Genomic DNA, 21,940 nt, shown 5'->3' on the forward strand with positions numbered 1-21,940 from the left:
TTTTTACTATGTTTTTTCTAACTGTTTATATGCGATAATTGGCAAAAGAATGATGCTAACCCATCCGATGATAGGATATAAGATATGAAGAAGTTCACTGTAACCAATATAACTAAAACAATAACTAATAAGTAAAATAAAATAAATAATATGGTTGCTCTTCCAGCCAGTAATAGACTGCATTTGTTTTGTCATCCCAAATACGTTTCCAACTAATGTTGTAAATACTTCCCCAAAAATAATAAGGACAAAGAAAAAATGGAAAGTAGCATTAAATCTTCTTACTACTTCAGCCATAGGAATATTATATTGGTAAAATTGATCAATAGATAAAATGGCTAGATGACTACATAATAGAATAAAACACAGCCCAGCTCCTCCTAAAATTCCGCCCCATAGAATCGCTTTTTGATCTTTTACTTCGCTTGCTAGCGGTACCAGAACACTTTGGGCGAGAGAAAGATTTAAGGCGACATATGTAAGGGGACTTGTTACCCATTTCATATTCCAACTCTCTGTCGGAACTGTGTTAAGGATAGGGATCGCACCATGAATAAAAGTTGTAATAGCAAGTCCGATAATAAAAATCATCATAATTGGTACGACAAGTGTATTTACTTCAAATACACCTTGTAAGCCGCGGCTCCCAATGATAATACACGCGATAACTGTAATGAGAATACCGAGTTGTCGTGGTAGACGTAGTTGTTCCTCGAATACAGCACCAGCACCTGATAGCATGACACTTGTTACACCAAAAAGTACGAGTAATAACAAAGTGTTTATCACATTTCCAAATACATCACCAAACAAATATCTGTTAAATTCCTGAGCGGAAAATGCACCGATTTGTGAAGAAAGTAACATCATTTTTGTACCCAGCCAAATGAAAAGAATTCCACTTATGCATATTCCAATTGTTCCGTATAATCCGTTAATCGTAAAAAATTCAACAATTTCTCGCCCGGTTGCAAATCCAGCCCCAACGACAGTCCCAATATAAGTAGCAGCAACTTTTTTAGCTACTTTCCACTGCTGATTATCCATGTAATCCCTCTTTCTACTATGATGAACGTGACCTATTATTATGCATATGTGTGAGCTTGGACAATTAGACATATGAAGTGAAAGAAAGGGTACATAGATTTTTCAACATTAGTAAATGATTAAAGTTGTTGCAACTTTGTGACATATAGGTGGATGATTTGGATGAGTAGGGAATTTATGGTACAATAAGAATATGTTCTTAAAAGAGAATAATTATAAGATAATAAGAGGAGTGGATTGAATGAGTACAAAAACAAATGTTGTTGAAGTATTAAACAAACAGGTAGCAAACTGGAGTGTGTTATATGTAAAACTTCATAACTATCACTGGTATGTAACAGGCCCACACTTCTTTACATTACATGAAAAATTTGAAGAGTTTTATACAGAAGCAGCAACGTATATTGATGAATTAGCAGAGCGTATTTTAGCGTTAGAAGGAAAACCATTAGCAACAATGAAAGAGTATTTAGAAACATCTACTGTACATGAAGGAACGAGTAAAGAATCGGCTGAAGAAATGGTACAAATATTAGTAAAGGATTTCTCAGCAATCATTCAAGAATTAAAAGAGGGTATGGAAGTAGCGGACGAGGCTGGAGACGAAACATCAGCAGATATGCTATTAGCGATTCATACAACATTAGAACAACATGTTTGGATGTTAAGTGCATTCTTAAAATAAGATATTGAAAACCTATTGAAAATTCTTTCGATGGGTTTTTTTATGATTTTTAAGCTTTCTTTTTATGGTATAATATAGTAAAAAGGAGGCGATACAATGTTTCGCTTTTTCAAAAGTGGAAAAGAGGAGAGGCAAATTACGAAAGATGAATTAGAACAAGCAATGGCTAAATTTCTAGAAAAGAATGCCAATATTGTTTATACAGTATTAGTTAATGAAGATTATACAGTGAATTATGACTTATTAAAACCATATCTACCAGCATTTCCTACAAATACGTTCATTATAACGAAGGAAACACTTGAGGTATTTGAACATACAGAAGAAAATTTAGAACTTGTAAAAGAAATTGATATTGTACAAAAAGCGGTAGACCAATATGTTACCGAAAAAGAAATGTTTCCTATTGTAGAAAACGATGAGGATCGCCTTATATGTGGAATGAAACTAGCACCGTATTTAGATCGTATATTAAAGCGAAAATTATATATTTCAGAGAAACATTATTTAGTCTCAAGTAAACCAGATAAAAGTAAAAAAAATATTGTTTAACAAAAAACAACAATGATATATTGTTGTTTTTTTGTTAAAAGAAATGTGAAACTATAGTATATTTTGTTTTATAAATTGACTTTTCTGTTAATTTTGTATTTAATTATATAAGAGATAGAAAGGAGTGATGTATTATGAAAAATTGTAAGTTATTTTGTAAACGTTATCCTAAGAGTGGGAGTAGTTACTGTTAATCTAATATTTAAAATTTGACAGTATGTATTACCGGAACCTTAGGGTGACTGAAAGCATGTTAAAGAAATATATATTCCTAAAAGGTTACGGGAGGTAAGTGTAGATGAATAAGGTTACTTACATTGGTTTACTAAATGAGACGTTAGAATGTTACGCGAAAGATGGTAGTTTAGAAGCATATTATTATATTACTAAAAATGCAGACAAGGTAACTGGTGGTAATAAGGCGCAAATATTTAATTTTAGATATGCATTGGCAAGTGCATCTGGGCTTGAGAAAGAAGCTTTACATATAATGAAAGAAGCGATTGTCGAAAATGAGTTTTGGTATGGATATGAATATTTGATTACGGACGAAGATTTAAAACCGCTTCATAAATATGAAGAATTTAATCAGATGATTCAGTTATGTAAAGAAAGAGAAGAAGCAGCAAAGAAATCTGAACAAGTTCATTTGAAAACGCTACAAGGGAAGAGCGGTATTCATAACAATTTATTAATTGCATTGCATGGTAATCAAGAAAATATAAAAATAGCAGAACCGTATTGGAAACCGGTTGTGAATCAAGGTTATTTGTTAGCATTACCGCAGTCCTCTCAAATTCAATTTTCAGAAGGTTATGTTTGGGATCATGTCGAAAAGGGATCCCGTGAGTTAAAGGAGCATTATGAAAGTATTATAGCGTACAATCGTGGTGAGCTAAATCATACAATTATCGGAGGCTTTTCTGCTGGTGCAAGGGTGGCGCTACATGCAATATTAAACGAAGATATAGCGGTACAAGGTTTTGTTTTTGTAGCACCGTGGGTTCCTGAGATTGAAGAATGGGAAGACTTGTTGAATAAATTGAAAGATAAAGGTATTAAGGGATATATTATTTGTGGGGATCAGGATGAAGATTGCTTTGAATGTACACAGAGGTTTGTGAAGCTATTGGAAACGAAAAACATACAATATAAGTATAAAGTTATATCTAACGTAAACCATGATTACCCTGAACAATTTGAAGACGTATTGAAAGAAGCTGTTGAATATATTACGAAAACAGAAGTATAAAAAAGAGATGCATTGGTCATATCCCCGTCAAGTAGACAATAATAAAAAGAGTTTTATGCCACGGCCTTTTCCCGATATTCTATCGGGGAAAGGCCGTGAAGTTTTTCTTGGAATCGCTCTTGATTGTAAAATGTGATATATTCTTGGATTGCTCGATAAGCTGTTTCATATGTTTTTGGACGCACTAAATACAACTTCTCTGTTTTTAAATGAGAGAAGAACGATTCAATACATGCATTGTCAAAACAGTTCCCTCGTCTAGAATGACTTCCCTTTATCTTTAATCGTTCTAACTGTTTTGCGTAACTTTTTGATGTATATTGAAATCCTTGATCAGAATGTAGAAGGGTTTTAGTAGTACGCTTGATTCCTTCTAACTGTTCTAATGTAGATAGTACAAGCGCTAAATCGTTTCGATGTGATAACTTCCATGCCACGATTTCATTGTTATACAAATCTAAGACAGCTGACAAATAAGCAAATTCTTCTCCAATTCTTATGTATGTAATATCTGTTACTAATTTTACATGTCTCTTATCCGCATAAAATTCTCGATTCAGATGGTTTTGAAACACAATCGATGCTTTCCTTCCGTAAAAAGGACGTTTTTTCCGAATCATAGAACGGATTCCTAATTCATGCATCAAACGTCTAACGCGTTTGTGATTCATATACATTCCTTCACGAATCAAAGCGCGGGTCATACGTTTGTATCCATAATACGGGTGTTTCCGATGGATAGATAAAATATGCTCTTTATGCCATGTATCTTTTTGACGGCGCAACGCTACATGGGAGCGGTTTTTTCGCCATTTGTAGTAGCCAGCTTTCGATACCTCGGCAATTTGTAATAACCAACGAAGAGGATATAATGTGCGTAGTCTATCGATAATCGAAAAACGTTCTTTCTTTAAGACCATTCCTTCCCGTGTAGATTTGGATTGCGCTTTTTTAAATATTCCACCTGTGCTTTCAAATAAGCATTTTCTTCTTCTATACTATTAAAATGCTTTCGCTTCCATATGCCACGTTGATCTTCAAACGATTGTCCTTTTTCGTAACGTTTCACCCATTCAACAATTTGAGCGTCACTTTTAATTCCTAACTGTGCTCGAATGAATTGTAATGTTTTTCCTTCCTCTAATCGAAGTCGAACGGCTTCTTGTTTTACTTCTTCTGTATATGTTTGAAATGATTGTCCTTTTTTCGCCATAAAAAAATCCCCTCCAGATAAACAGTATTGAGTCCATCATACCAGATGGACTCTTTTTTACTGTCTACCTAAATGGGATAATACCACATCACTCTATGTGATGCATCTCTTTTTTATGCTTCTGCTAGCAACCGATATGACTTTAATTTATCCTCAAATAAACAAGCGAATGTTTTTACATCCGCTTGTTATGAGAAATGCCACGTTCATAATGATTCATCTCCACTAAAGTTAAAATATATTCGTAGTTATCGATCTCCATCTTAATTTGATTTCGATCTTCTTCAGTTAAATTTACATTTAATAATTTTTTGCATAATAGTTGTTTTTTTAATTCTAAATGTTTTTTTGTTTCAGGATAGTCGTAAGTGCGTTTCATTTTTATCAATCCTTTCCTTACATTTCCTATCTGCATCTTTATTATATGATAAGGAATGGCGAATGAGAGTAAATCTCTGTGAATTATTAATGAATATTCTGAAATATATTGTGTTGTTCTACTATACTTATGAATACAATTCAAAGAATCACTGTTTTGTATTTTTTAAAGCAAGGGGTGGAATGATGCAAGTGCATACACAATCCCGTGTTACAACTGATGAAATGTTGAAAATTATTGATAAAGGATTACCGAAAACAGTAGAGCCAAAACAAATCATTATAGTTGGTGCTGGAATGGCTGGTTTAGTATCAGCATCGTTACTTAAAAACGCAGGGCATTCTGTGAAAATTTTAGAAGCGAATAACCGTATAGGAGGCCGAATTGAGACTGTTAGAATGGAGGACACTGGATTATATTTAGATGTTGGAGCGATGCGTATACCATATATACATACACTAACGATGGCTTATATAAGAAAGTTCGGGCTGCAAGTAACTCCTTTTATTAATCGAAATGAGACAGATATTATTTATGTGAATGGTAAAAAAACGACGTTGCAGCAATATGAAAATAATCCGAGTATTTTAAAGTATCCAGTTGCAGTGAATGAGGTGGGAAAGACCTCTGAGGAGTTATTATTATTAGCAGTACAGCCAATTATTGATTTTATTAAAAGAGACCCAGATAAAAACTGGAAGATTGTTGAACAAGACTTCGGAAAGTATTCAACAGCACAGTTTTTAAAATATCATCCGTATCAATATAAAACGTATTTTTCACCAGTAACGATTGAGATGATTGGTGTACTTTTGGACTTAGAAGGTTTTTTAGAAAAATCATTTGTTGAAACGTTACGATTTATATATATTTTGCAGCAAGAAAGTGGTTTTTGTGAAATTAAAGGGGGCAATGATCAGCTTCCAAAATCTTTTTTACCGCAGTTACAAGATGATATTATATACAATCAAAAATTGATGAAACTTCATCAACATCAAAAAGGAATAACAGCTTATTGTAGACATGAAGAAACGTTTGAATATAGTAGCATAACCGGTGATTTAGTTATTATTACAATTCCGTTTTCTACAATGCGCTTTGTGGAAATTGATCCTTTCGATTCTGTATCACATGAAAAGTGGAGAGCGATTCGTGAATTACATTATATGGCTGCTACGAAAATAGGAATTCAGTTTAAAAGTCGCTTTTGGGAAGAACAGGGTCAATTAGGGGGAAGGATTATAACGGATTTACCAATCCGTTATGCATATTATCCGAGTCATGGGATTGGTTCAAAAGGACCCGCTATTATGCTTGGAAGTTATACATGGTCTTTTGATGCATTATTATGGGATGGATTATCGAAAGGTGATCGCATTTATTATACATTACAAAATTTAGCGACTATATTAGGTGGTCAAGTGTATGATGAATTTATGTCAGGAATATCCAAAAGTTGGACGTTAGATCCGTATGCATTAGGAGGATTTGCTATTTTTCAAGCTGGTCAAGAAGTAGAATTGCAACCAGCAATTGTAAAACCTGAAGGGAAAATTTATTTTGCAGGAGATCATACAACGCTTTATCATGGATGGATACAAGGAGCGATTGAGTCTGGAATACGTACAGCGGTAGAGGTGAATCAGTTGATTGTATGAGTTTAATAGTAGAGAAAGTGTGCATATAAATCGAGTGAGCGTGTTGTTTGAGTTTTAAAATAAGTAAAATTCAGAAAAGTATTTACTATATAGTTTAAATTTAATATTATTATATACAAAAGAAAGATGGGGAGTGTTTGGAATGAATCCATTATTACTTGATTTTCCTTCTGAATTTTACACAGACAGGCTTTTTATTCGAATGCCGAAACCAGGGGATGGAAAAGCAGTATATGAAGCTATCAATGCATCGGTAGAAGAACTAAAGCCGTGGATGGTTTTCGCTCAAAAAGAGCAAACAGAAGAAGAAATCGAAGCGAGTATAAGAAGGTCGCATATTCAATTTTTACAGCGTGAAGATTTGAGATTACTAGTATTTTTAAAAGAAACAGGCGAATTTGTAGCATCTGCTGGATTGCATCGTATCGATTGGGAAATACCAAGATTTGAAATTGGATATTGGATAGATTCTCGCTTCGGTGGAAAAGGCTATATGACAGAAGCGGCGCAAGGTATTATGAATTATGCTTTTACTGAGTTAAAGGCAAATCGGATAGAGATTCGCTGTGATTCACGAAATGTAAAAAGTAGAGCGATACCAGAGAGGTTGGGTTTCAACTTAGAAGGGGTTTTAGAAAGCGGTAGTGTAGCAGTAGATGGTAATGGATTAAGGGATACATGTGTGTTTGCGATGACAAGAAATAGGTATGAGAAAGCAGAGCTATAATGTATTAGCTTTGCTTTTTGAATTGTATTATTATTTAAGTTTCAGTCATTATAAGAATTGTTTAATGATTTTTACCCAACCTAAATAGGAAACTCCTAAAATAATAGCCCATAAGAATGCAAGTCTTGCACTTCTTGGAATAGATAACCAAATTTTGAGTAATTTCCAGGAGTAATCTTTATTCGAGTTATTCATAAATCCAACTCCTTTTTATGGTAATTATAACATAAAAAGGAGTTGGATATTCAATACCTACTATAATGTGTTAGCACATTAAGGTACGGGATGTCCATTCGAACTTTCAAAGATTGTAAACCATTGCTGACGATCTAATGTAAGTTTTGTAGCTTCGATTGCCGTCTTCACGCGCTCTAATTTACCAGAACCAACGATTGGCATCATGTTTGCTGGGTGAGCAAGTAGCCATGCATACATGACAATATCGATGCTATCAACATTTAATTCATTTGCAATCTTTTGTAAAGTTTCTCGTAAGCGTATAGCACGTTCATTTTGTCCTGTAAAGATTTCTCCACCAGCAAGAGGAGACCAAATCATGGGATTAATTCTTTTCTCTTGGCATAAGTCAATTGTACCTTTTTCAAAATGTTCAAGCTGCATCGCAGATACTTCAATTTGGTTTGTAATGAGCGGGAAATCTAAATATGAGCTAAGCATATTAAACTGAGACGGTAAAAAGTTAGATACGCCAAAATGACGTACTTTTCCATCTTGCTGTAAACGTGTGAAAGCTTCTGCCACTTCACTTGGATCCATAAATGGGTCAGGTCGATGAATGAGTAGCAAATCAATATAATCGGTATGTAAGTTTTGTAGCGACTGTTCTACACTTTTCACGATATGTTCAGCACTAGTATTATAGTGAGCAACATATCGTTCTGGGAATTTTGGTGATAGGGGAGCGATTCCACATTTTGTGACAATTTGCATACTTTCACGTAAAGAAGTCTTTAATTGTAATGATTCCCCAAATAACGATTCGCACGTATATCCCCCGTAAATATCAGCGTGATCAAAAGTTGTAATTCCCATATCCATACAATTTTCGATGAAAGAAAGTAATTCTTGTTTTGACATATTCCATTCTGCTAAACGCCAAAATCCTTGAATGATACGAGAAAATTCAAGGTTATTAGCCATCTGAATTCGTTTCATTTTGAGTAGACCTCCTTGATGAATAATGATATTTTTGAAAAGGCTTTCTTGTTTGGTAATATTATATAGCTAGCAAGAGATGCTTACAATAAATATGTCTTTTCTGTATGATATAATGTATATAGATATAGGCATAAGGAGCTGTAAAAATGATTCCAGTAACAATTTTAACTGGTTTTCTTGGATCTGGGAAAACTACATTATTAAATCGTATTTTATCGGAAGAACATGGTAAAAAACTAGCGGTTATTGTAAATGAAATAGGTCAAATTGGCATTGATAATCAATTAATTATGAATGTTGAAGAAGAAATTATGGAAATGACAAATGGCTGTTTATGCTGTACAGTGCGTGAAGACTTACTTGTTGCTTTAAAACAATTACTTGACGTAAAAGCAGAAGGGAAAATGGATTTTGATGGTCTGGTGATTGAAACAACAGGTCTTGCAAACCCAGGACCGATTATCCAAACGTTCTTTTTGGATCCAGTTATTCAATCAGCATACAAAATTAATGGTGTTGTGACAGTGGTAGATAGTTATCATATACATAAACATTTTGAAAAAGGATTAGAAGCAAAAGAGCAGATTGCCTTTGCTGATATGATTTTAGTAAATAAAGTAGATTTAATTGAAGAAGTGGATAAGGAAAAACTTCTTACTGAGTTACAAGGGATTAATCCGATGGCAAAATTAATACCAACGACAAATTGTGAAGTAGATATTCCTGCTTTATTAGAAATTCAAACGTTTAAAACACGTGATACATTAGAAATTTATCCGCATAAAGAGCACCATCATTTAGAAGGTGTGAAATCGTTTGTATTACGTGAAGAGCGACCATTAGATTTACAAAAGTTGAATGAATGGATGTCAGCTGTCGTTCAAGAATTAGGAGAGTATTTATATCGATATAAGGGCATCCTTTCGATTGATGGAGTGGATCGCCGTGTTGTTTTTCAAGGTGTTCATACTTTGTTTGCTGCTTCTTATGATAGAGAGTGGAAAGAAGGGGAAGAACGCGTAAGTGAAGTGGTTTTCATCGGGAAAGATATTAATAAAGAATGGTTCCAAGAACATTTTAAAGAGTGCGTAAAATAAGCCTGTTTTCACAGGCTTATACTTTCATTTATTTGTAATTCCATTATAACACCAACAACGGGTCCTTCATCATCAATATCACCAGTTAAGTGAAAGCCGAAAGACTCATATAGTTTCATTGCTAGTGTGTTGTCTGGATGAAGACTTAAATAAATTTTTCTACATTGAAATTTTTGTTGTAAATACTGGATTAGCAGATGCAGAAACCGTTTTGCATACCCGTTTCCTTGGAAATGATAATCAATCATAAAACGATCTAACCATACGCTATCATCTTTTGCTGAATACCAACCATACATCGCATATCCAATAAGTGTCTCTCCATCATATAAGCCTACTGACGTTCCGTTTCCTTCAAATAAAGACTCTGCTAAAGAAAATGCATTACTCTCAATAAATTGTTGCTGCCCCTTTGTTACTTGTAAAGCAGCGACTGAACGCCAATTGTTTGCTGTTACTTCACGAATGTGAAGATTCATAGTTCCAACTCGCTTTCTGAAGTGTTATAAAGCTAATATGGATAATTTTACTTGCTCTTTCGTTTAAGTCAAGTTGATGTATTGAAAAAAGACAGCTGAATATGTCCAGCTGTCTTAGAGGAAAGATACATTTAGCTTGTAGCTTCTTTTAAAGCATTCACGTTTTCTTCCATTAATGTGAAGTAATCTTTGTTTTTCTTTGCATCATCTTCAGAAATAGTAGCGAGGTGATTTAAACGTAAAATTTTCGTTCCTGTTTCTTTTTGAATAACTTCTGCTACTTTTGGAGTAGAGAATGTTTCAAAAAGAATATATTTCAAGCCATGATCTTTTACTGTTTTTGTAATGTTAGCCAGTTCTTTTTGTGACGGTTCATCGGAAGCAGAGATTCCAGCAACTGGTATTTGTTTTAATCCATAGCGTTTTTCCCAGTACCCATATGCAGCGTGAGAAACTAGAATATCTTTCGTTTTTGCACCTGAAACAACAGATTTAAAATGATCATCTAAGTCAGTAAACTTTGTTTGCAGAGCAGCGAAGTTTTTCTCGAATTCTTTTTTATGATCTGGTTGCAATGCTACAAGTGCATCTTTAATTTTTTCAGCCTGTTTCATTGCGAGTGTAGGATCCAGCCATACGTGTGGATCTTTGTCGTGATGGTGATGTTCTTCTTCTTTATGACCTTCTTCGTGTTCATGATGTTCTTCTTCTGATGAAGCGATAAGATCGAAGCCTTTAGATGCATTAACAATTTTTACATTTTCTTTTTTTAATGTTTTTTCCATTTTTTCTGCAAACGGTTCTAATTCTGCGCCGTTGTATACGAATAGATCTGCCTTTGCAACTTGCACCGTTTGTTTTTGACTTGGCTCATATGTATGAGAGTCAGCACCAGGTGGATAAATTGTTTCAACAGTTACATAGTCACCACCGATTTTTTTAGCGAAATCAGCAAGTGGAAAAATGGTTGTATACACAGAAAGTTTGCCATCTTTTTTTGCTAATCCTTCTTTTTTGCTGGAACATCCAGCGAAAATTAATGTGAAAATAAGTATAAAAGAAAATACCATTAATCTTTTCTTCATATAATTCTCCTCTTTTCTTTCTTCTCCAAGTTTATTTTCTCCCAAAATAAGAGAAAAAACATTTTTATCACAAAACGTAATAATTACGTTTTAAGTTGCGAACTTAGTATAATACATCTTTACGAAAGTTGCAATAAAGTGAAACATTAATTGTTGTGGGATAAAGTCCCGTACCAATTATTAGCCTTCACCAATCAGGCTTTTACGGGCAGTTGATCCCCATAAAACATCTTTATTGTGCTGGATTTTGAGGCGGGGATATTTCTGCACGTTAATGCGGAGTAAATAATAATCATTTCGATTTGATTTTGTTATAAAGTTGTCAAAAAGAGCAGTATTAATTTTTATGAATGTCGCATAAGTGGCAACATTGCTTTCATATATTGAGGTAGAGGGGATGAAAAGGGGATGAGCGAGTGGATTACTTGATGGAGGCAATTTTATTGATATTAGTGGTTGTTTTACCATTAACATGTGTTTTGATTTTCCTTAAAACATTAATAAGTAATCTGGGTGACTCTACAATCATAACAAAGTTACCAATAGAGAAAACAAGAGAGAAGAGTGAGTAAAGCGCTTGCGTCACGCATAGTGCTTTACTTATGATAGAATAAGTAAAAAGGAAACTCCTAGAAATAGGATTGGTACTGCCTAATTGGACGGTATAAAATTAGATAAAGAGGTATAGGGATAGATGAATAAACGAACAGCGCTAGTACTCGGTGCAAGTGGTTTAGTTGGACAAGAAGTGACGCAGCTATTACTTGATTCAGATTACTATGATTCGGTAATGGTTTTTGTAAGAAAACCATTACAATGGGAGCATGAAAAGTTACAACAGAAACAAGTGGACTTTTCTATATTAGAAGAGTATAAAGAGTTATTTGCTGTTGATGATGTCTTTAGCTGTCTTGGGACAACAATTAAGAAAGCAAAAACGAAAGCGAATTTTAAGAAGGTAGACTATGAATATACATTACGAGCAGCTTGTTTAGCAGAAAAACAAGGTGTGCAAAATTTTCTTGTTATTTCTTCTATGGGTGCCAATCCGAAATCTCTATTCTTTTATTCACAAGTAAAAGGGAAGATGGAGGAAGAACTTCAAAAGTTGGTGATTGGTGGGGTTCATATATTTAGACCATCATTACTACTTGGGGATCGAGAAGAATTTCGTTTTGGAGAAAGAATGGCTGAGAAGATATTTGGTATCGTACCATTTGTATTTAATGGTACTTTAAAAAAGTATAAGCCAATTACAGCTGAGCAGGTTGCAAAAGGGATGTATCTAGCAGCGCTACGTGAAGAATCTGGTGTTCATATTTATAATTCTACAGAGATTACAATGATGAAATAATGAAAGAGGAGAAGGGACGTCCTTCTCCTTTTTGTTTTATCTCATTTTAGCGGCGAGTCGGGGTTGTTTTACCACGAGCACGTTGATATTGGTGTGGTTCTTGTAATTCAAATCCAAGTTCGTTGGCTGCTGTTCTTGGAAAATATGGATTGCGAAGTAGCTCGCGACCAATAAAGATCAAGTCTGCTTCATTATTTGCTAAAATTTCTTCTGCTTGTATACCACTTGTAATTAGTCCTACTGCGCCTGTCGCGATGCGCGCTTGTTTTTTTATATGATTTGCATATTTTACTTGATAGCCAGGGTAAACATCAATTTGTGCAGGTACAACTGCACCAGAACTACAATCAATTACATCTACCCCTTGTTCTTTCATCCATTTTGCAAATTGAACATAGTCATGTTCTGTTAATCCTTCAGGGTGATAATCATTAGCAGAAATACGCACAAATAAAGGACCATTCCAAACAGCATTTACAGCATTAATGATTTCTCTTAAGAAACGGTAACGATTTTCAGGTGATCCACCATACTCATCAGTCCGTTTGTTTGATAATGGAGAAAGAAATTCATTAATGAGATAGCCATGAGCCGCATGTAATTCAATAATATCAAATCCTACTTGTTTGGAGCGGTATGCAGCATCTTGAAAAGCGGAAATTGTTTCTTGGATTAGCTGTTTATTCATTTCTAACGGAATTTTCATAGCATCATTAAATGCAACAGCCGAGGGTGCTACAGCATCTGTATGTAATTCAGCTTTTCGTCCAGCGTGTGCTAATTGAATAGCTGCTTTGGCACCATTTTCATGGATGAGTGAAACCGTTTGTTGTAAACCTGGAATATGATCATTATTCCAAATACCTAAATCTTTATTAGAAATACGTCCTTCAGGTACAACAGCTGTAGCTTCAAGCATTACAAGACCTACTTGACCAGCTGCTCGAGATGCATAATGGATAGGATGGAAATTTGTAACCTTTCCATCCTCGTGTTCTGAAGAGTACATACACATCGGTGACATAACAATACGATTTTTTAATGTGATATCTTTCATCGTATAAGGTGAAAAAAGATGATAGCCCATAGTTATTCCCCCTTATTACAGTTTTCTTAATTGTATCATCATCATTTTTGTTTCCATAATAAAACGCTTATTCTCGAAAGATTGCACATTTGTGTTACAATTATTGAAATGAATCAAATTGGAGGGTAGGAGCATGTACCGAGCGTATTATGAAAGCGAAATAGGTTTGCTTGAAATTACTGCAAATGATGAAGGAATTACGTCTGTTATTTTTGTAGAGAAACGGAAAGAAGAGAATACAAGTCAAATTGTAGAACAGTGTCTCACTGAATTAGATGAATATTTTCATCAAAAGCGAACTGAATTTACAGTACCACTATCAGCAGTCGGAACACCATTTCAAAAGAATGTTTGGGATGCACTTTATACGATTCCGTATGGAGTGAGTGCTTCCTATCTAGATATTGCAGAAAAGGTTGGTAACACAAAGGCAGTACGTGCGATTGGCGGAGCAAATAGTCGCAACCCGATTTCTATTATTGTTCCATGTCATCGTGTAATTGGAAAAAGTGGAAAGTTAGTTGGCTATGCAGGTGGACTATGGCGAAAAGAATGGTTATTACAACATGAGGGGATTTTAAAATAAGACGAAAAAATGTTCGGATGGAAATAGTAGTTTTCATCGATTAAAGGAAAACGAATTCTATATTACGATCTAATCTGAATGGTTTCGCCTATTATTTGTGGGTGTACGATCCTGTAAAAGCCTCTTTCTTCAAATCATTAAGTTTTTAGTATGTTGGACAATAGAAGTATCAGTAGCGGACAAATCACGGAAAGAGGGATTATTTTGCATTGTATAAATTGTGGGAATCCTTGTCCTGACAGTCAGTTCAATTGTAAAGATTGTCAGCAAGTTTTACATAATAGAACAAAAGAGGAAACCTCACCAATAGAAAAAGATATGGAACAATATGTGGGAGCGCATTATCCATATTATAAAGGGAAATGGGAGAAAGAAAAAAAACGAATAGCAGGGTGGAGTTGGAATGGATGGGCGGCTATTTTCAATGTTGGATGGTTTGGCTATCGAAAGTATTACTTACCTGCTTGTTTATTTGTAATCTTATTAGTAGCTTGTAATGCATTCTCCTATTATATGGGTTTCAATGTTGCACTTCCAATCATAAATATGGTGCCGCTTACTTTTTTATTACTCATTTTAATGATGATAGGAATTGGGATATTTGCTAATGGGCTATATTATCGATTTGCTGAGCGGAAAATATATCGAATAAAGGCAAGGGGGGTAAAGGACGAAGCTGTTGAAAGTTATCTTATTCGTGATAATGGTGGAACAAGTAAAATTGGAGCGGCTATTGTTACAATTTTGACAGCGGCTAGTATATTTATGAGTCACTTTTTCTTTCCCACAGATCAAGATGTCATTCAAAAAGTACGAGCAAGTTCTCTTTATGAGTATCCCTTCTTATCTATTGGAGAATCGTTTGAACACTATTTTAAGCAACCAACCTGGGTTTATTACCGCGGGGGAGATGGATTAGAATTAGTAGAATTTCATGGATATAATAATGGTATGGCAAGACAAAAAATTGTCATTCAATTTGTTGTCGATTACAGGTTGAATGAAATTGAACCCTATTCTCTTACGATTAACGATGAGCCACAAGATGAAAAAGAATTCTTGATAATGATGGAAGATGTGTTTCGTACGCAAGATCTTTTTGAGTTTGATGATGGATTACAAAAAGATGAAATAAAAGAGATGTTATAAGAAATGAATGTAAAAGCGGATAAAGTAGCTTTTACATTCATTTCTTTTTATTTCAGTAAAGAAAAATATTTGAAATAATCTGAATGTTTTGTATAATATTATCATATAGGCCTTATTGTATACATAAAGATTGGGGGAAGAAAGAATGAAGAAAAAAGTTTCAACGCTTGCTGCACTTGCACTATCAACAAGTATGTTTGTTGCAGGTTGCGGGAATGGGGAGAAAGCATCGACAACGAAGAAAGAAACAGGTAAGGGGATGGCCGATAAACAAGTGTTAAACTTACTAGAAACAGCAGAAATTCCTTCGATGGATACGTCAAAATCAACAGATTCCGTATCGTTCCGAGTATTCGTAAATGCAATGGAAGGTTTATATCGATTAGATAAAGATAATAAACGAACTCCAGGTATGGCAAAAGATGTGAAAATTAGTGAAGATAAGAAAACATATACTTTTGAATTACGAGATGCAAAGTGGTCGAATGGTGAGCCGGTTCGTGCGCAAGATTTTGTATATGGTTGGCAACGCGCGCTTGATAAAGAAACAGCATCTGAATATGCATTTATTTTATTTGATGTAAAAAATGCTCAAAAAGTTAATAAGGGAGAGTTGCCTCTTGATCAGCTTGGTGTAAAAGCAAAAGATGATAAAACACTAGTGGTAGAACTTGAACAACCCGCTCCATATTTTCTTGATCTTACATCATTTCCAACATTCTTCCCTTTAAATGAGAAGTTTGTAAAAAAACAAGGAGATAAATATGCACTAGAAGCTGATAAAATTTTATACAATGGACCATTTACGTTAAGTGAATGGAAACATGAGCAAAGCTATAAATTAAAGAAAAATCCAAATTACTGGGATAAAGGTACTGTAAAACTAGAAGAAATTAATGTCGGTATCGTAAAAGAAACGAGCACAGGTGTGAACTTGTATGATAGTGATGAAGTAGATCGCGTCATTTTAACCTCAGAGTTTGTTGATAAATATAAAAAGAATAAGCCAGATGAATTCAAAACGAAACTAGATCCGCGCATGTATTTCTTACGTTTTAATCAACAAAACTCAACATTTAAAAATCAAAAAGTGCGAGAAGCGATTGATTTAGCTTATGATAAAAAAGGTATTGCAAATGTCATTTTAAATGATGGATCATTACCAGCATATTTCTTAGTACCGGAAAAATTTACAACGGGTCCGGATGGAAAAGATTTTCGTACTGTAAATAAAAATTTCCGAGATAGTAACGATAATGCGGCAAAAGCGAAAAAGTTATGGGAAGAAGCGAAAAAAGAATTGGGTCAAGATACAATTACGGTAGAATTACTAAACGATGATAATGGTAGCCGCAAAAAAGTTGGTGACTTTATTAAAGAAGAACTTGAGAAAAATTTACCTGGAATTAAAGTGAATTTGAAACAACAACCATATAAACAAAAATTAGATTTAGAGAAGAAATTACAATATGAGTTTTCGCTATCAGCATGGAGCCCTGATTATCCAGATCCAATGACATACATTGATATGTTTATTACAGGAAGTACATTTAATGAAATGGCTTATTCAAATCCAAAGTATGATGATTTAGTTGCTAAGTCAAAAGGTGAATTGTTAAAAGACGATGCAGCACGTTGGAAAGCACTTGCAGAAGCGGAAAAAATCTTAATTGGAGAAGATGCCGCAATTTCACCTGCTTATCAGCAAAGTACAGCATATTTAGAAAAAACATATGTAAAAGGAATTGCAAATCATACATTCGGTGGCGATTTTAGTTATAAATGGGCATATGTTACAAAAAAATAGTATAATAAGAGATGTGCGAATTTTTGCGCATCTCTTATTTTGTAAGGAGGTTCTATGTTGATAAACGGATTTAATCATCTTTGTTTTTCAGTTTCAAATTTAGAAAGATCAATTCAATTTTATGAAACAGTATTAGAGGGAAGGTTATTAGTAAAAGGAAAAAAACTCGCATATTTTGATGTATGTGGAATGTGGGTCGCACTCAATGAAGAAGCAGATATTGCAAGAAATGAAATTCATCAGTCATATACACACATTGCATTTTCTGTTCAACAAGAGGAATTTGATCAGCTATTAAAGCGATTAGAGGAGAATAAAGTTCATATTTTACAAGGAAGAGAACGTGATGTAAGAGATTGTCAGTCTATTTATTTTATTGATCCAGATGGACATAAGTTTGAGTTTCATTCAGGTACATTGCAGGATCGCTTACATTATTATAAGGAAGCAAAACCACATATGAAATTTTATTGTTGAAATAAAGGGGGCAGGGAAGAGCATGCATGCGCTCGTTATTGGAGGAACAGGAATGCTAAAGAAAGTGTCCGTTTGGCTTTGTAATCAAGGCTTTTATGTTTCTGTTATTGGACGAGATAGGGATAGGTTAGAAGGTGTGAAACATGCATGTAATGCTCCCGAAAATGTTACATGTATTTCTCTTGATTACCACGATAGCGACATCTTAAAACAATCTATTAAAGGTACTATTAAACAAAATGGCCCTATCACATTAGTAATAGCTTGGATACATACAACTGCTAAAAAGGCGCTTCAAGTAATTTGTGAAGAAATTGAGTTACATTCTAAATCCTATGGTTTGTTTCATATATTAGGGAGTAGTGCCTCTCGATTGGAACGGCAAAAAATAGGAAGTTCTTCATGTGATTATCATAGAATTTTATTAGGGTTTATTTTACAAGGTGAACATTCAAGGTGGTTGACTCATGAAGAAATTGCAGAAGGGGTTATAGCAGGAATTCAGAGTAAACAAAGTGATTGTATTATAGGAACATTAGAGCCATGGGAATTACGACCAATTCATTGAGGGGGAAGGAAACGAATGAAGACGACTTTATATGTAACACGTCACGGAGAAACAGAATGGAATATAGCAAAGCGTATGCAAGGAAGAAAGAATTCGAATTTAACCGAAAAAGGAATGCTACAAGCAAAACAATTAGGGGAACGAATAAAGGATATACCACTTCATGCAATATATAGTAGTCCAAGTGGGAGAACAATGCATACGGCAGAGCTGATAAAAGGAGAGCGGAATATTCCAATTATAGCTGACGAACACTTTTATGAGATTAATATGGGAATCTGGGAAGGGCAAATGCTTGCGGATTTGGAAGCGCAGTATCCAGAGGACGTACATACGTTTTGGAATGAGCCGCATCGTTTTTGTTCGACATCAGGAGAAAATTTTAATGATGTATATAAACGGGTGATAGAAGGGGTCAACATTCTTTTAGAAAAACATAAAGGAGAAAGTATTTTAATTGTATCACACGCAGCGGCAGCAAAATTACTAGTGGGGCACTTTGCTGGTCTTTCGGTTGAAAAAGTATGGGATGATCCATTTATGCATAGTGCTAGCTTAAGTATCATTGAATTTGAAGAAAAAAAGCTAGTGTTACACAGTTTGCCGATATCAGTCATTTTCAGCAAGTGTAAAAAGACCGCAATAGAGCGGTCTTTTTACATTTACTATTAACAATCGGGGATAAAGAATTAGCAATCGCGTTTTCTAAACCAGAAGTGATCATTTTTTTTTCTCTTTTTGCAGGATGAACGTTTGTGGTGATCGCAATCATGGCAGCTTGAATGACTGTCATCATCCCATGAGTGATCGCAAGATTTTTTATCATGCTCACGGATGAATTCACATTTTTTACAGAAACATCGTTTTGTCCAGAAACATTTCTTTTCAAAACGAACGCATTTTGTAACGAACGTACATTTTCTTACACGCGTACATTTTGTAACATGAGTGCACTTTTTCACACGTGTCCGTTTTGTAACGAACGTACATTTTTTCACGCGTGTAACTTTCGTAACAAAAGTCCACTTTTGCACACGTACACGAGTACGCTTTGTAATGAACGTACATTTTTTCACACGTGTACATTTTGTAACACAAGTACATTTCTTCACACGCGTACATTTTGTAACGAACGTACATTTTTTCACACGTGTACATTTTGTTCGAGGACATTTACCACCCGTTGTATGTTTACAGTGTGTTGTACGCTTATGATGCGAAAATTTATCATCGTCGCACTCAAAAGTACTTGGGTCTTGATGTAAAAATTCCTCCATCCCTGCACTTTTGATTTCTTCAACAGCTTTTTGAATATCGCGTTTCATAGAAACCCTCCTTATCGCTAATTAAAATGAAAAGGTAACCTTTTACATTAATCATGATATGAAGAGAGAATCTCTTCTGCATGAGACAGGAGTTTAATTTTCAATGGAAATTGGCATATGACGGATATATGGACACATGGACAAAGTAATGAGCATACATTAAAGGGAGAAAAAAAGAAGGGGTGAAGAACAATGTTGCCTTCTTATGATTTTTTTATTCATCCAATGTATGTTGTTGAATTAAAGAAAGATATTTGGTCTGATAGTCCTGTTCCAGCAAAATTAACATATGAGAAAAGAAAATATGATATTGATATTGTTTACCGAGGGGCTCATATTCGGGAGCTTGAAAAAAAATCATATCATGTTATGTTTTACAAACCAAAACGATTTCAAGGTGTGAAAGAGTTTCATCTAAATTCTGAGTTTAAAGATCCGTCACTGATCCGAAATAAATTATCACTTGATTTTTTTAGCGATATTGGTGTACTTTCACCAAAATCTCAGCATGTTTTTATTAAAATTAACGGTCAAATTCAAGGTGTATATCTACAATTAGAATCTGTTGATGAAAATTTTTTGAAAAGCAGAAAATTACCGAGCGGTTCAATTTATTATGCAATTGACGATGATGCAAATTTTTCTTTAATGAGCGAGCGAGATCAGGATGTTAAGACAAATTTATCTGCAGGGTATGAGTTTAAATGTGCAAATGAACATAGTGAAGAGCAACTTAGCGAATTTGTTTATCAAGCGAATGCATTATCGCGAGAAAAATATGAAAAAGAAATTGTGAATTATCTTGATGTTGAAAAATACTTGCGATGGTTAGCAGGTGTTATTTTAACGCAAAACTTTGATGGCTTTGTTCATAATTATGCATTGTATCATAATGATGAAACGCATTTGTTTGAAGTAATACCATGGGATTATGATGCAACATGGGGGCGTGATGTAGAGGGAAGGCCACTTAACCATGAATACATTCGAATTCAAGGGTATAATACATTGAGTGCCAGAATTCTTGATATACCGGTATTTCGAAAACAGTACCGCAGTATTCTTGAAGAAATTTTGGAAGAAAAATTCACGGTTTCTTTTATAAAACCGAAAGTAGAGGGAATGTGTGAAGCGATCCGTCCGTACCTGGTTCAAGATCCCTATATGAAAGATAAAATAGACATTTTTGACCAAGAACCCGATATTATCTTTCAATATATAAACAATAGGCGTCAATATATACACGAGTATTTACATGAACTATCATAAATGAAAAAGAGATTGATACATAGTCAATCTCTTTTTCATTTATGATAAATATAATCTTTCATTTTAGATAAAAAGTATGAACGCTTAAGTCTTTATGAAAATAATTGATTCCTTTTAAATTTTATGTGAATAAGCTACGATTTGTTTAGGTGCTGTAAATAAAGTTGAAACAGTATAGTATATTTTTAAGGTGGAGGGAATATGGAAGCGAAATGGATCGATTGGGTAAAACAAATACAAGCTATTGCTCAGGCTGGTTTAACGTATTCAAAAGATGTGTATGATATTGAACGTTTCGAGCAGTTACGTGACCTCACAGTTACTATGATGTCTCATTATACGAAGACAGATTGGGAAGTGGTAGAGAAATTATTTGCCAATGAAACAGGTTATCAAACACCAAAAGTAGATATTAGGGCTGTCGTGTATCAGGATGATAAATTATTATTTGTAAAAGAAAAAAGCGATGGGAAATGGGCTTTACCAGGTGGCTGGGCAGATGTTGGCTATACGCCAACAGAAGTGGCAGCAAAAGAAGTATGGGAAGAAACGGGTTATAAAGTTGACCATTTTCGATTATTAGCAGTATTCGATAAAGAAAAACATCATTCATCACCATCCGCAACACATGTATATAAAATATTTATTGGTTGTGAAATCGTTGGGGGAGAAAAACAAACAAGTATTGAAACGGAAGCAGTGAACTTTTTTGGTGAAAAGGAAATTCCAGAGTTATCGATTGCTAGAAATACAGAGGGGCAAATTAGAGAGATGTTTGCATGTATGAAAGACAGTAATAAGCAATCCTTACTTGATTAAGAAAAAATGTGTAAAGATAAAAAATAAGAAATTTTACATGTATAACCCTCTCTTTTTTTTCTATTTGTGCCTGGTATATTTACAATGAATGGTACATATTTTGGGTAGAAGAACTAGGAACTTATTGGCATGCATAAATCTTTGTG

24 protein-coding genes and 1 pseudogene are annotated in these 21,940 nt (G+C 34.4%); 15 read left to right on the forward strand and 10 right to left on the reverse strand.

What is annotated here, in order from left to right; translation table 11 throughout:
* Positions 1 to 6 precede the first annotated feature (6 nt).
* Complete coding sequence (locus tag QRY57_RS11285; RefSeq protein ID WP_026592260.1) at positions 7 to 1,047, reverse strand: YkvI family membrane protein; 1,041 nt, start codon at positions 1,045 to 1,047, stop codon at positions 7 to 9.
* A gap of 241 nt (positions 1,048 to 1,288) precedes the next feature.
* Here QRY57_RS11285 and QRY57_RS11290 point away from each other — a divergent pair, with 241 nt between their 5' ends.
* From QRY57_RS11290 to QRY57_RS11300, 3 genes are all read left to right on the forward strand, one after another.
* Positions 1,289 to 1,732 (forward strand): Dps family protein, encoded by a 444-nt coding sequence (locus tag QRY57_RS11290; RefSeq protein ID WP_026592259.1) that lies wholly within the window; start codon positions 1,289 to 1,291, stop codon positions 1,730 to 1,732.
* A 96-nt stretch (positions 1,733 to 1,828) separates the two neighbouring features.
* Complete coding sequence (locus QRY57_RS11295) at positions 1,829 to 2,284, forward strand: DUF3939 domain-containing protein (RefSeq protein ID WP_026592258.1); 456 nt, start codon at positions 1,829 to 1,831, stop codon at positions 2,282 to 2,284.
* A 298-nt stretch (positions 2,285 to 2,582) separates the two neighbouring features.
* Positions 2,583 to 3,536 (forward strand): alpha/beta hydrolase, encoded by a 954-nt coding sequence (locus QRY57_RS11300; RefSeq protein WP_286017466.1) that lies wholly within the window; start codon positions 2,583 to 2,585, stop codon positions 3,534 to 3,536.
* A gap of 53 nt (positions 3,537 to 3,589) precedes the next feature.
* Here the strand turns inward: QRY57_RS11300 and QRY57_RS11305 are convergent.
* Together QRY57_RS11305 and QRY57_RS11310 are read right to left on the reverse strand one after the other, a co-directional pair.
* Positions 3,590 to 4,749 (reverse strand): IS3 family transposase gene (locus QRY57_RS11305; RefSeq protein WP_286015426.1). Its coding sequence is split into 2 segments (ribosomal slippage): positions 3,590 to 4,491 and positions 4,491 to 4,749, totalling 1,161 coding nucleotides; the frame shifts between segments, so codons are not numbered across the junction.
* Positions 4,750 to 4,924: 175 nt separating this feature from the next.
* The gene (locus tag QRY57_RS11310) at positions 4,925 to 5,128 is read right to left on the reverse strand and encodes a DUF3896 family protein (protein WP_286017467.1); all 204 of its coding nucleotides are present in this window, start codon (positions 5,126 to 5,128) and stop codon (positions 4,925 to 4,927) included.
* A gap of 185 nt (positions 5,129 to 5,313) precedes the next feature.
* On the opposite strand from QRY57_RS11310, the gene QRY57_RS11315 reads away from it, so the two are divergent.
* Together QRY57_RS11315 and QRY57_RS11320 are read left to right on the forward strand one after the other, a co-directional pair.
* Positions 5,314 to 6,786 carry a flavin monoamine oxidase family protein gene (locus QRY57_RS11315; RefSeq protein WP_026592255.1) on the forward strand — a complete coding sequence of 491 codons (1,473 nt, stop codon included), beginning with the start codon at positions 5,314 to 5,316 and terminating at the stop codon, positions 6,784 to 6,786.
* A 142-nt stretch (positions 6,787 to 6,928) separates the two neighbouring features.
* Complete coding sequence (locus QRY57_RS11320) at positions 6,929 to 7,513, forward strand: GNAT family N-acetyltransferase (RefSeq protein ID WP_286017468.1); 585 nt, start codon at positions 6,929 to 6,931, stop codon at positions 7,511 to 7,513.
* 48 nt (positions 7,514 to 7,561) lie between these two features.
* Here the strand turns inward: QRY57_RS11320 and QRY57_RS11325 are convergent, their stop codons facing one another.
* The gene (locus QRY57_RS11325) at positions 7,562 to 7,708 is read right to left on the reverse strand and encodes a hypothetical protein (protein ID WP_165770726.1); all 147 of its coding nucleotides are present in this window, start codon (positions 7,706 to 7,708) and stop codon (positions 7,562 to 7,564) included.
* Between the two features lie 78 nt (positions 7,709 to 7,786).
* Positions 7,787 to 8,689 carry an aldo/keto reductase gene (locus QRY57_RS11330; protein WP_208018305.1) on the reverse strand — a complete coding sequence of 301 codons (903 nt, stop codon included), beginning with the start codon at positions 8,687 to 8,689 and terminating at the stop codon, positions 7,787 to 7,789.
* Between the two features lie 149 nt (positions 8,690 to 8,838).
* Between QRY57_RS11330 and QRY57_RS11335 the strand changes: the two genes are divergently transcribed.
* Positions 8,839 to 9,789, forward strand: a complete 951-nt coding sequence (locus tag QRY57_RS11335; RefSeq protein ID WP_026592252.1) for a CobW family GTP-binding protein — start codon at positions 8,839 to 8,841, stop codon at positions 9,787 to 9,789.
* An 8-nt stretch (positions 9,790 to 9,797) separates the two neighbouring features.
* On the opposite strand, the gene QRY57_RS11340 is transcribed toward QRY57_RS11335, so the two are convergent.
* The 3 genes from QRY57_RS11340 to QRY57_RS11350 all read right to left on the reverse strand — a co-directional run bounded on the left by QRY57_RS11340 (position 9,798) and on the right by QRY57_RS11350 (position 11,827).
* On the reverse strand, positions 9,798 to 10,268 hold the full coding sequence (locus tag QRY57_RS11340; RefSeq protein ID WP_286017469.1) for a GNAT family N-acetyltransferase: 471 nt from the start codon (positions 10,266 to 10,268) through the stop codon (positions 9,798 to 9,800).
* Between the two features lie 131 nt (positions 10,269 to 10,399).
* Positions 10,400 to 11,353 carry a metal ABC transporter substrate-binding protein gene (locus tag QRY57_RS11345; RefSeq protein WP_026592250.1) on the reverse strand — a complete coding sequence of 318 codons (954 nt, stop codon included), beginning with the start codon at positions 11,351 to 11,353 and terminating at the stop codon, positions 10,400 to 10,402.
* 180 nt (positions 11,354 to 11,533) lie between these two features.
* On the reverse strand, positions 11,534 to 11,827 hold the full coding sequence (locus tag QRY57_RS11350) for a hypothetical protein (RefSeq protein ID WP_286017470.1): 294 nt from the start codon (positions 11,825 to 11,827) through the stop codon (positions 11,534 to 11,536).
* Between the two features lie 220 nt (positions 11,828 to 12,047).
* Here QRY57_RS11350 and QRY57_RS11355 point away from each other — a divergent pair, with 220 nt between their 5' ends.
* On the forward strand, positions 12,048 to 12,707 hold the full coding sequence (locus QRY57_RS11355) for an oxidoreductase (protein WP_026592248.1): 660 nt from the start codon (positions 12,048 to 12,050) through the stop codon (positions 12,705 to 12,707).
* 46 nt (positions 12,708 to 12,753) lie between these two features.
* Here QRY57_RS11355 and namA read toward each other — a convergent pair whose 3' ends face one another.
* On the reverse strand, positions 12,754 to 13,794 hold the full coding sequence (gene namA / locus QRY57_RS11360; RefSeq protein ID WP_090688677.1) for an NADPH dehydrogenase NamA: 1,041 nt from the start codon (positions 13,792 to 13,794) through the stop codon (positions 12,754 to 12,756).
* Between the two features lie 133 nt (positions 13,795 to 13,927).
* Between namA and QRY57_RS11365 the strand changes: the two genes are divergently transcribed.
* The 6 genes and pseudogenes from QRY57_RS11365 (at position 13,928) to QRY57_RS11390 (ending at position 19,013) form a co-directional block, all read left to right on the forward strand.
* Positions 13,928 to 14,380 (forward strand): methylated-DNA--[protein]-cysteine S-methyltransferase, encoded by a 453-nt coding sequence (locus tag QRY57_RS11365; protein ID WP_090688679.1) that lies wholly within the window; start codon positions 13,928 to 13,930, stop codon positions 14,378 to 14,380.
* A 204-nt stretch (positions 14,381 to 14,584) separates the two neighbouring features.
* Complete coding sequence (locus QRY57_RS11370) at positions 14,585 to 15,529, forward strand: DUF2628 domain-containing protein (protein WP_286017471.1); 945 nt, start codon at positions 14,585 to 14,587, stop codon at positions 15,527 to 15,529.
* Between the two features lie 145 nt (positions 15,530 to 15,674).
* Positions 15,675 to 17,336, forward strand: a complete 1,662-nt coding sequence (locus QRY57_RS11375) for a peptide ABC transporter substrate-binding protein (protein ID WP_286017472.1) — start codon at positions 15,675 to 15,677, stop codon at positions 17,334 to 17,336.
* Positions 17,337 to 17,393: 57 nt separating this feature from the next.
* On the forward strand, positions 17,394 to 17,813 hold the full coding sequence (fosB, locus tag QRY57_RS11380) for a FosB/FosD family fosfomycin resistance bacillithiol transferase (RefSeq protein WP_026592243.1): 420 nt from the start codon (positions 17,394 to 17,396) through the stop codon (positions 17,811 to 17,813).
* A gap of 22 nt (positions 17,814 to 17,835) precedes the next feature.
* The gene (locus tag QRY57_RS11385; RefSeq protein WP_208018314.1) at positions 17,836 to 18,381 is read left to right on the forward strand and encodes a short-chain dehydrogenase; all 546 of its coding nucleotides are present in this window, start codon (positions 17,836 to 17,838) and stop codon (positions 18,379 to 18,381) included.
* A 15-nt stretch (positions 18,382 to 18,396) separates the two neighbouring features.
* Positions 18,397 to 19,013, forward strand: a pseudogene (locus tag QRY57_RS11390) (phosphoserine phosphatase 1).
* Positions 19,014 to 19,070: 57 nt separating this feature from the next.
* On the opposite strand, the gene QRY57_RS11395 reads toward QRY57_RS11390, so the two are convergent.
* Positions 19,071 to 19,706, reverse strand: a complete 636-nt coding sequence (locus QRY57_RS11395; RefSeq protein ID WP_026592240.1) for a CotG/ExsB N-terminal domain-containing protein — start codon at positions 19,704 to 19,706, stop codon at positions 19,071 to 19,073.
* Between the two features lie 192 nt (positions 19,707 to 19,898).
* Between QRY57_RS11395 and cotH the strand changes: the two genes are divergently transcribed.
* Positions 19,899 to 20,975 (forward strand): spore coat protein CotH, encoded by a 1,077-nt coding sequence (gene cotH, locus QRY57_RS11400; RefSeq protein ID WP_026592239.1) that lies wholly within the window; start codon positions 19,899 to 19,901, stop codon positions 20,973 to 20,975.
* A 201-nt stretch (positions 20,976 to 21,176) separates the two neighbouring features.
* Positions 21,177 to 21,794: an NUDIX hydrolase gene (locus QRY57_RS11405; RefSeq protein ID WP_026592238.1), complete on the forward strand. Its 618-nt coding sequence runs from the start codon at positions 21,177 to 21,179 to the stop codon at positions 21,792 to 21,794.
* The last annotated feature ends 146 nt before the right edge of the window (positions 21,795 to 21,940 follow it).

The sequence above is a fragment of the Bacillus arachidis genome, from assembly GCF_030285945.1.
GTDB lineage: Bacteria > Bacillota > Bacilli > Bacillales > Bacillaceae_G > Bacillus_A > Bacillus_A arachidis.

Excerpts from the sequence above, each read along its gene's own strand:
- QRY57_RS11285 (WP_026592260.1), bottom strand. The coding sequence starts at position 1,047 with ATGGATAATCAGCAGTGGAAAGTAGCTAAAAAAGTTGCTGCTACTTAT.
- QRY57_RS11290 (WP_026592259.1), top strand. The coding sequence starts at position 1,289 with ATGAGTACAAAAACAAATGTTGTTGAAGTATTAAACAAACAGGTAGCA.
- QRY57_RS11295 (WP_026592258.1), top strand. The coding sequence starts at position 1,829 with ATGTTTCGCTTTTTCAAAAGTGGAAAAGAGGAGAGGCAAATTACGAAA.
- QRY57_RS11300 (WP_286017466.1), top strand. The coding sequence starts at position 2,583 with ATGAATAAGGTTACTTACATTGGTTTACTAAATGAGACGTTAGAATGT.
- QRY57_RS11310 (WP_286017467.1), bottom strand. The coding sequence starts at position 5,128 with ATGAAACGCACTTACGACTATCCTGAAACAAAAAAACATTTAGAATTA.
- QRY57_RS11315 (WP_026592255.1), top strand. The coding sequence starts at position 5,314 with ATGCAAGTGCATACACAATCCCGTGTTACAACTGATGAAATGTTGAAA.
- QRY57_RS11320 (WP_286017468.1), top strand. The coding sequence starts at position 6,929 with ATGAATCCATTATTACTTGATTTTCCTTCTGAATTTTACACAGACAGG.
- QRY57_RS11325 (WP_165770726.1), bottom strand. The coding sequence starts at position 7,708 with ATGAATAACTCGAATAAAGATTACTCCTGGAAATTACTCAAAATTTGG.
- QRY57_RS11330 (WP_208018305.1), bottom strand. The coding sequence starts at position 8,689 with ATGAAACGAATTCAGATGGCTAATAACCTTGAATTTTCTCGTATCATT.
- QRY57_RS11335 (WP_026592252.1), top strand. The coding sequence starts at position 8,839 with ATGATTCCAGTAACAATTTTAACTGGTTTTCTTGGATCTGGGAAAACT.
- QRY57_RS11340 (WP_286017469.1), bottom strand. The coding sequence starts at position 10,268 with ATGAATCTTCACATTCGTGAAGTAACAGCAAACAATTGGCGTTCAGTC.
- QRY57_RS11345 (WP_026592250.1), bottom strand. The coding sequence starts at position 11,353 with ATGAAGAAAAGATTAATGGTATTTTCTTTTATACTTATTTTCACATTA.
- QRY57_RS11350 (WP_286017470.1), bottom strand. The coding sequence starts at position 11,827 with ATGTTAATGGTAAAACAACCACTAATATCAATAAAATTGCCTCCATCA.
- QRY57_RS11355 (WP_026592248.1), top strand. The coding sequence starts at position 12,048 with ATGAATAAACGAACAGCGCTAGTACTCGGTGCAAGTGGTTTAGTTGGA.
- namA (WP_090688677.1), bottom strand. The coding sequence starts at position 13,794 with ATGGGCTATCATCTTTTTTCACCTTATACGATGAAAGATATCACATTA.
- QRY57_RS11365 (WP_090688679.1), top strand. The coding sequence starts at position 13,928 with ATGTACCGAGCGTATTATGAAAGCGAAATAGGTTTGCTTGAAATTACT.
- QRY57_RS11375 (WP_286017472.1), top strand. The coding sequence starts at position 15,675 with ATGAAGAAAAAAGTTTCAACGCTTGCTGCACTTGCACTATCAACAAGT.
- QRY57_RS11385 (WP_208018314.1), top strand. The coding sequence starts at position 17,836 with ATGCATGCGCTCGTTATTGGAGGAACAGGAATGCTAAAGAAAGTGTCC.
- QRY57_RS11395 (WP_026592240.1), bottom strand. The coding sequence starts at position 19,706 with ATGAAACGCGATATTCAAAAAGCTGTTGAAGAAATCAAAAGTGCAGGG.
- cotH (WP_026592239.1), top strand. The coding sequence starts at position 19,899 with ATGTTGCCTTCTTATGATTTTTTTATTCATCCAATGTATGTTGTTGAA.
- QRY57_RS11405 (WP_026592238.1), top strand. The coding sequence starts at position 21,177 with ATGGAAGCGAAATGGATCGATTGGGTAAAACAAATACAAGCTATTGCT.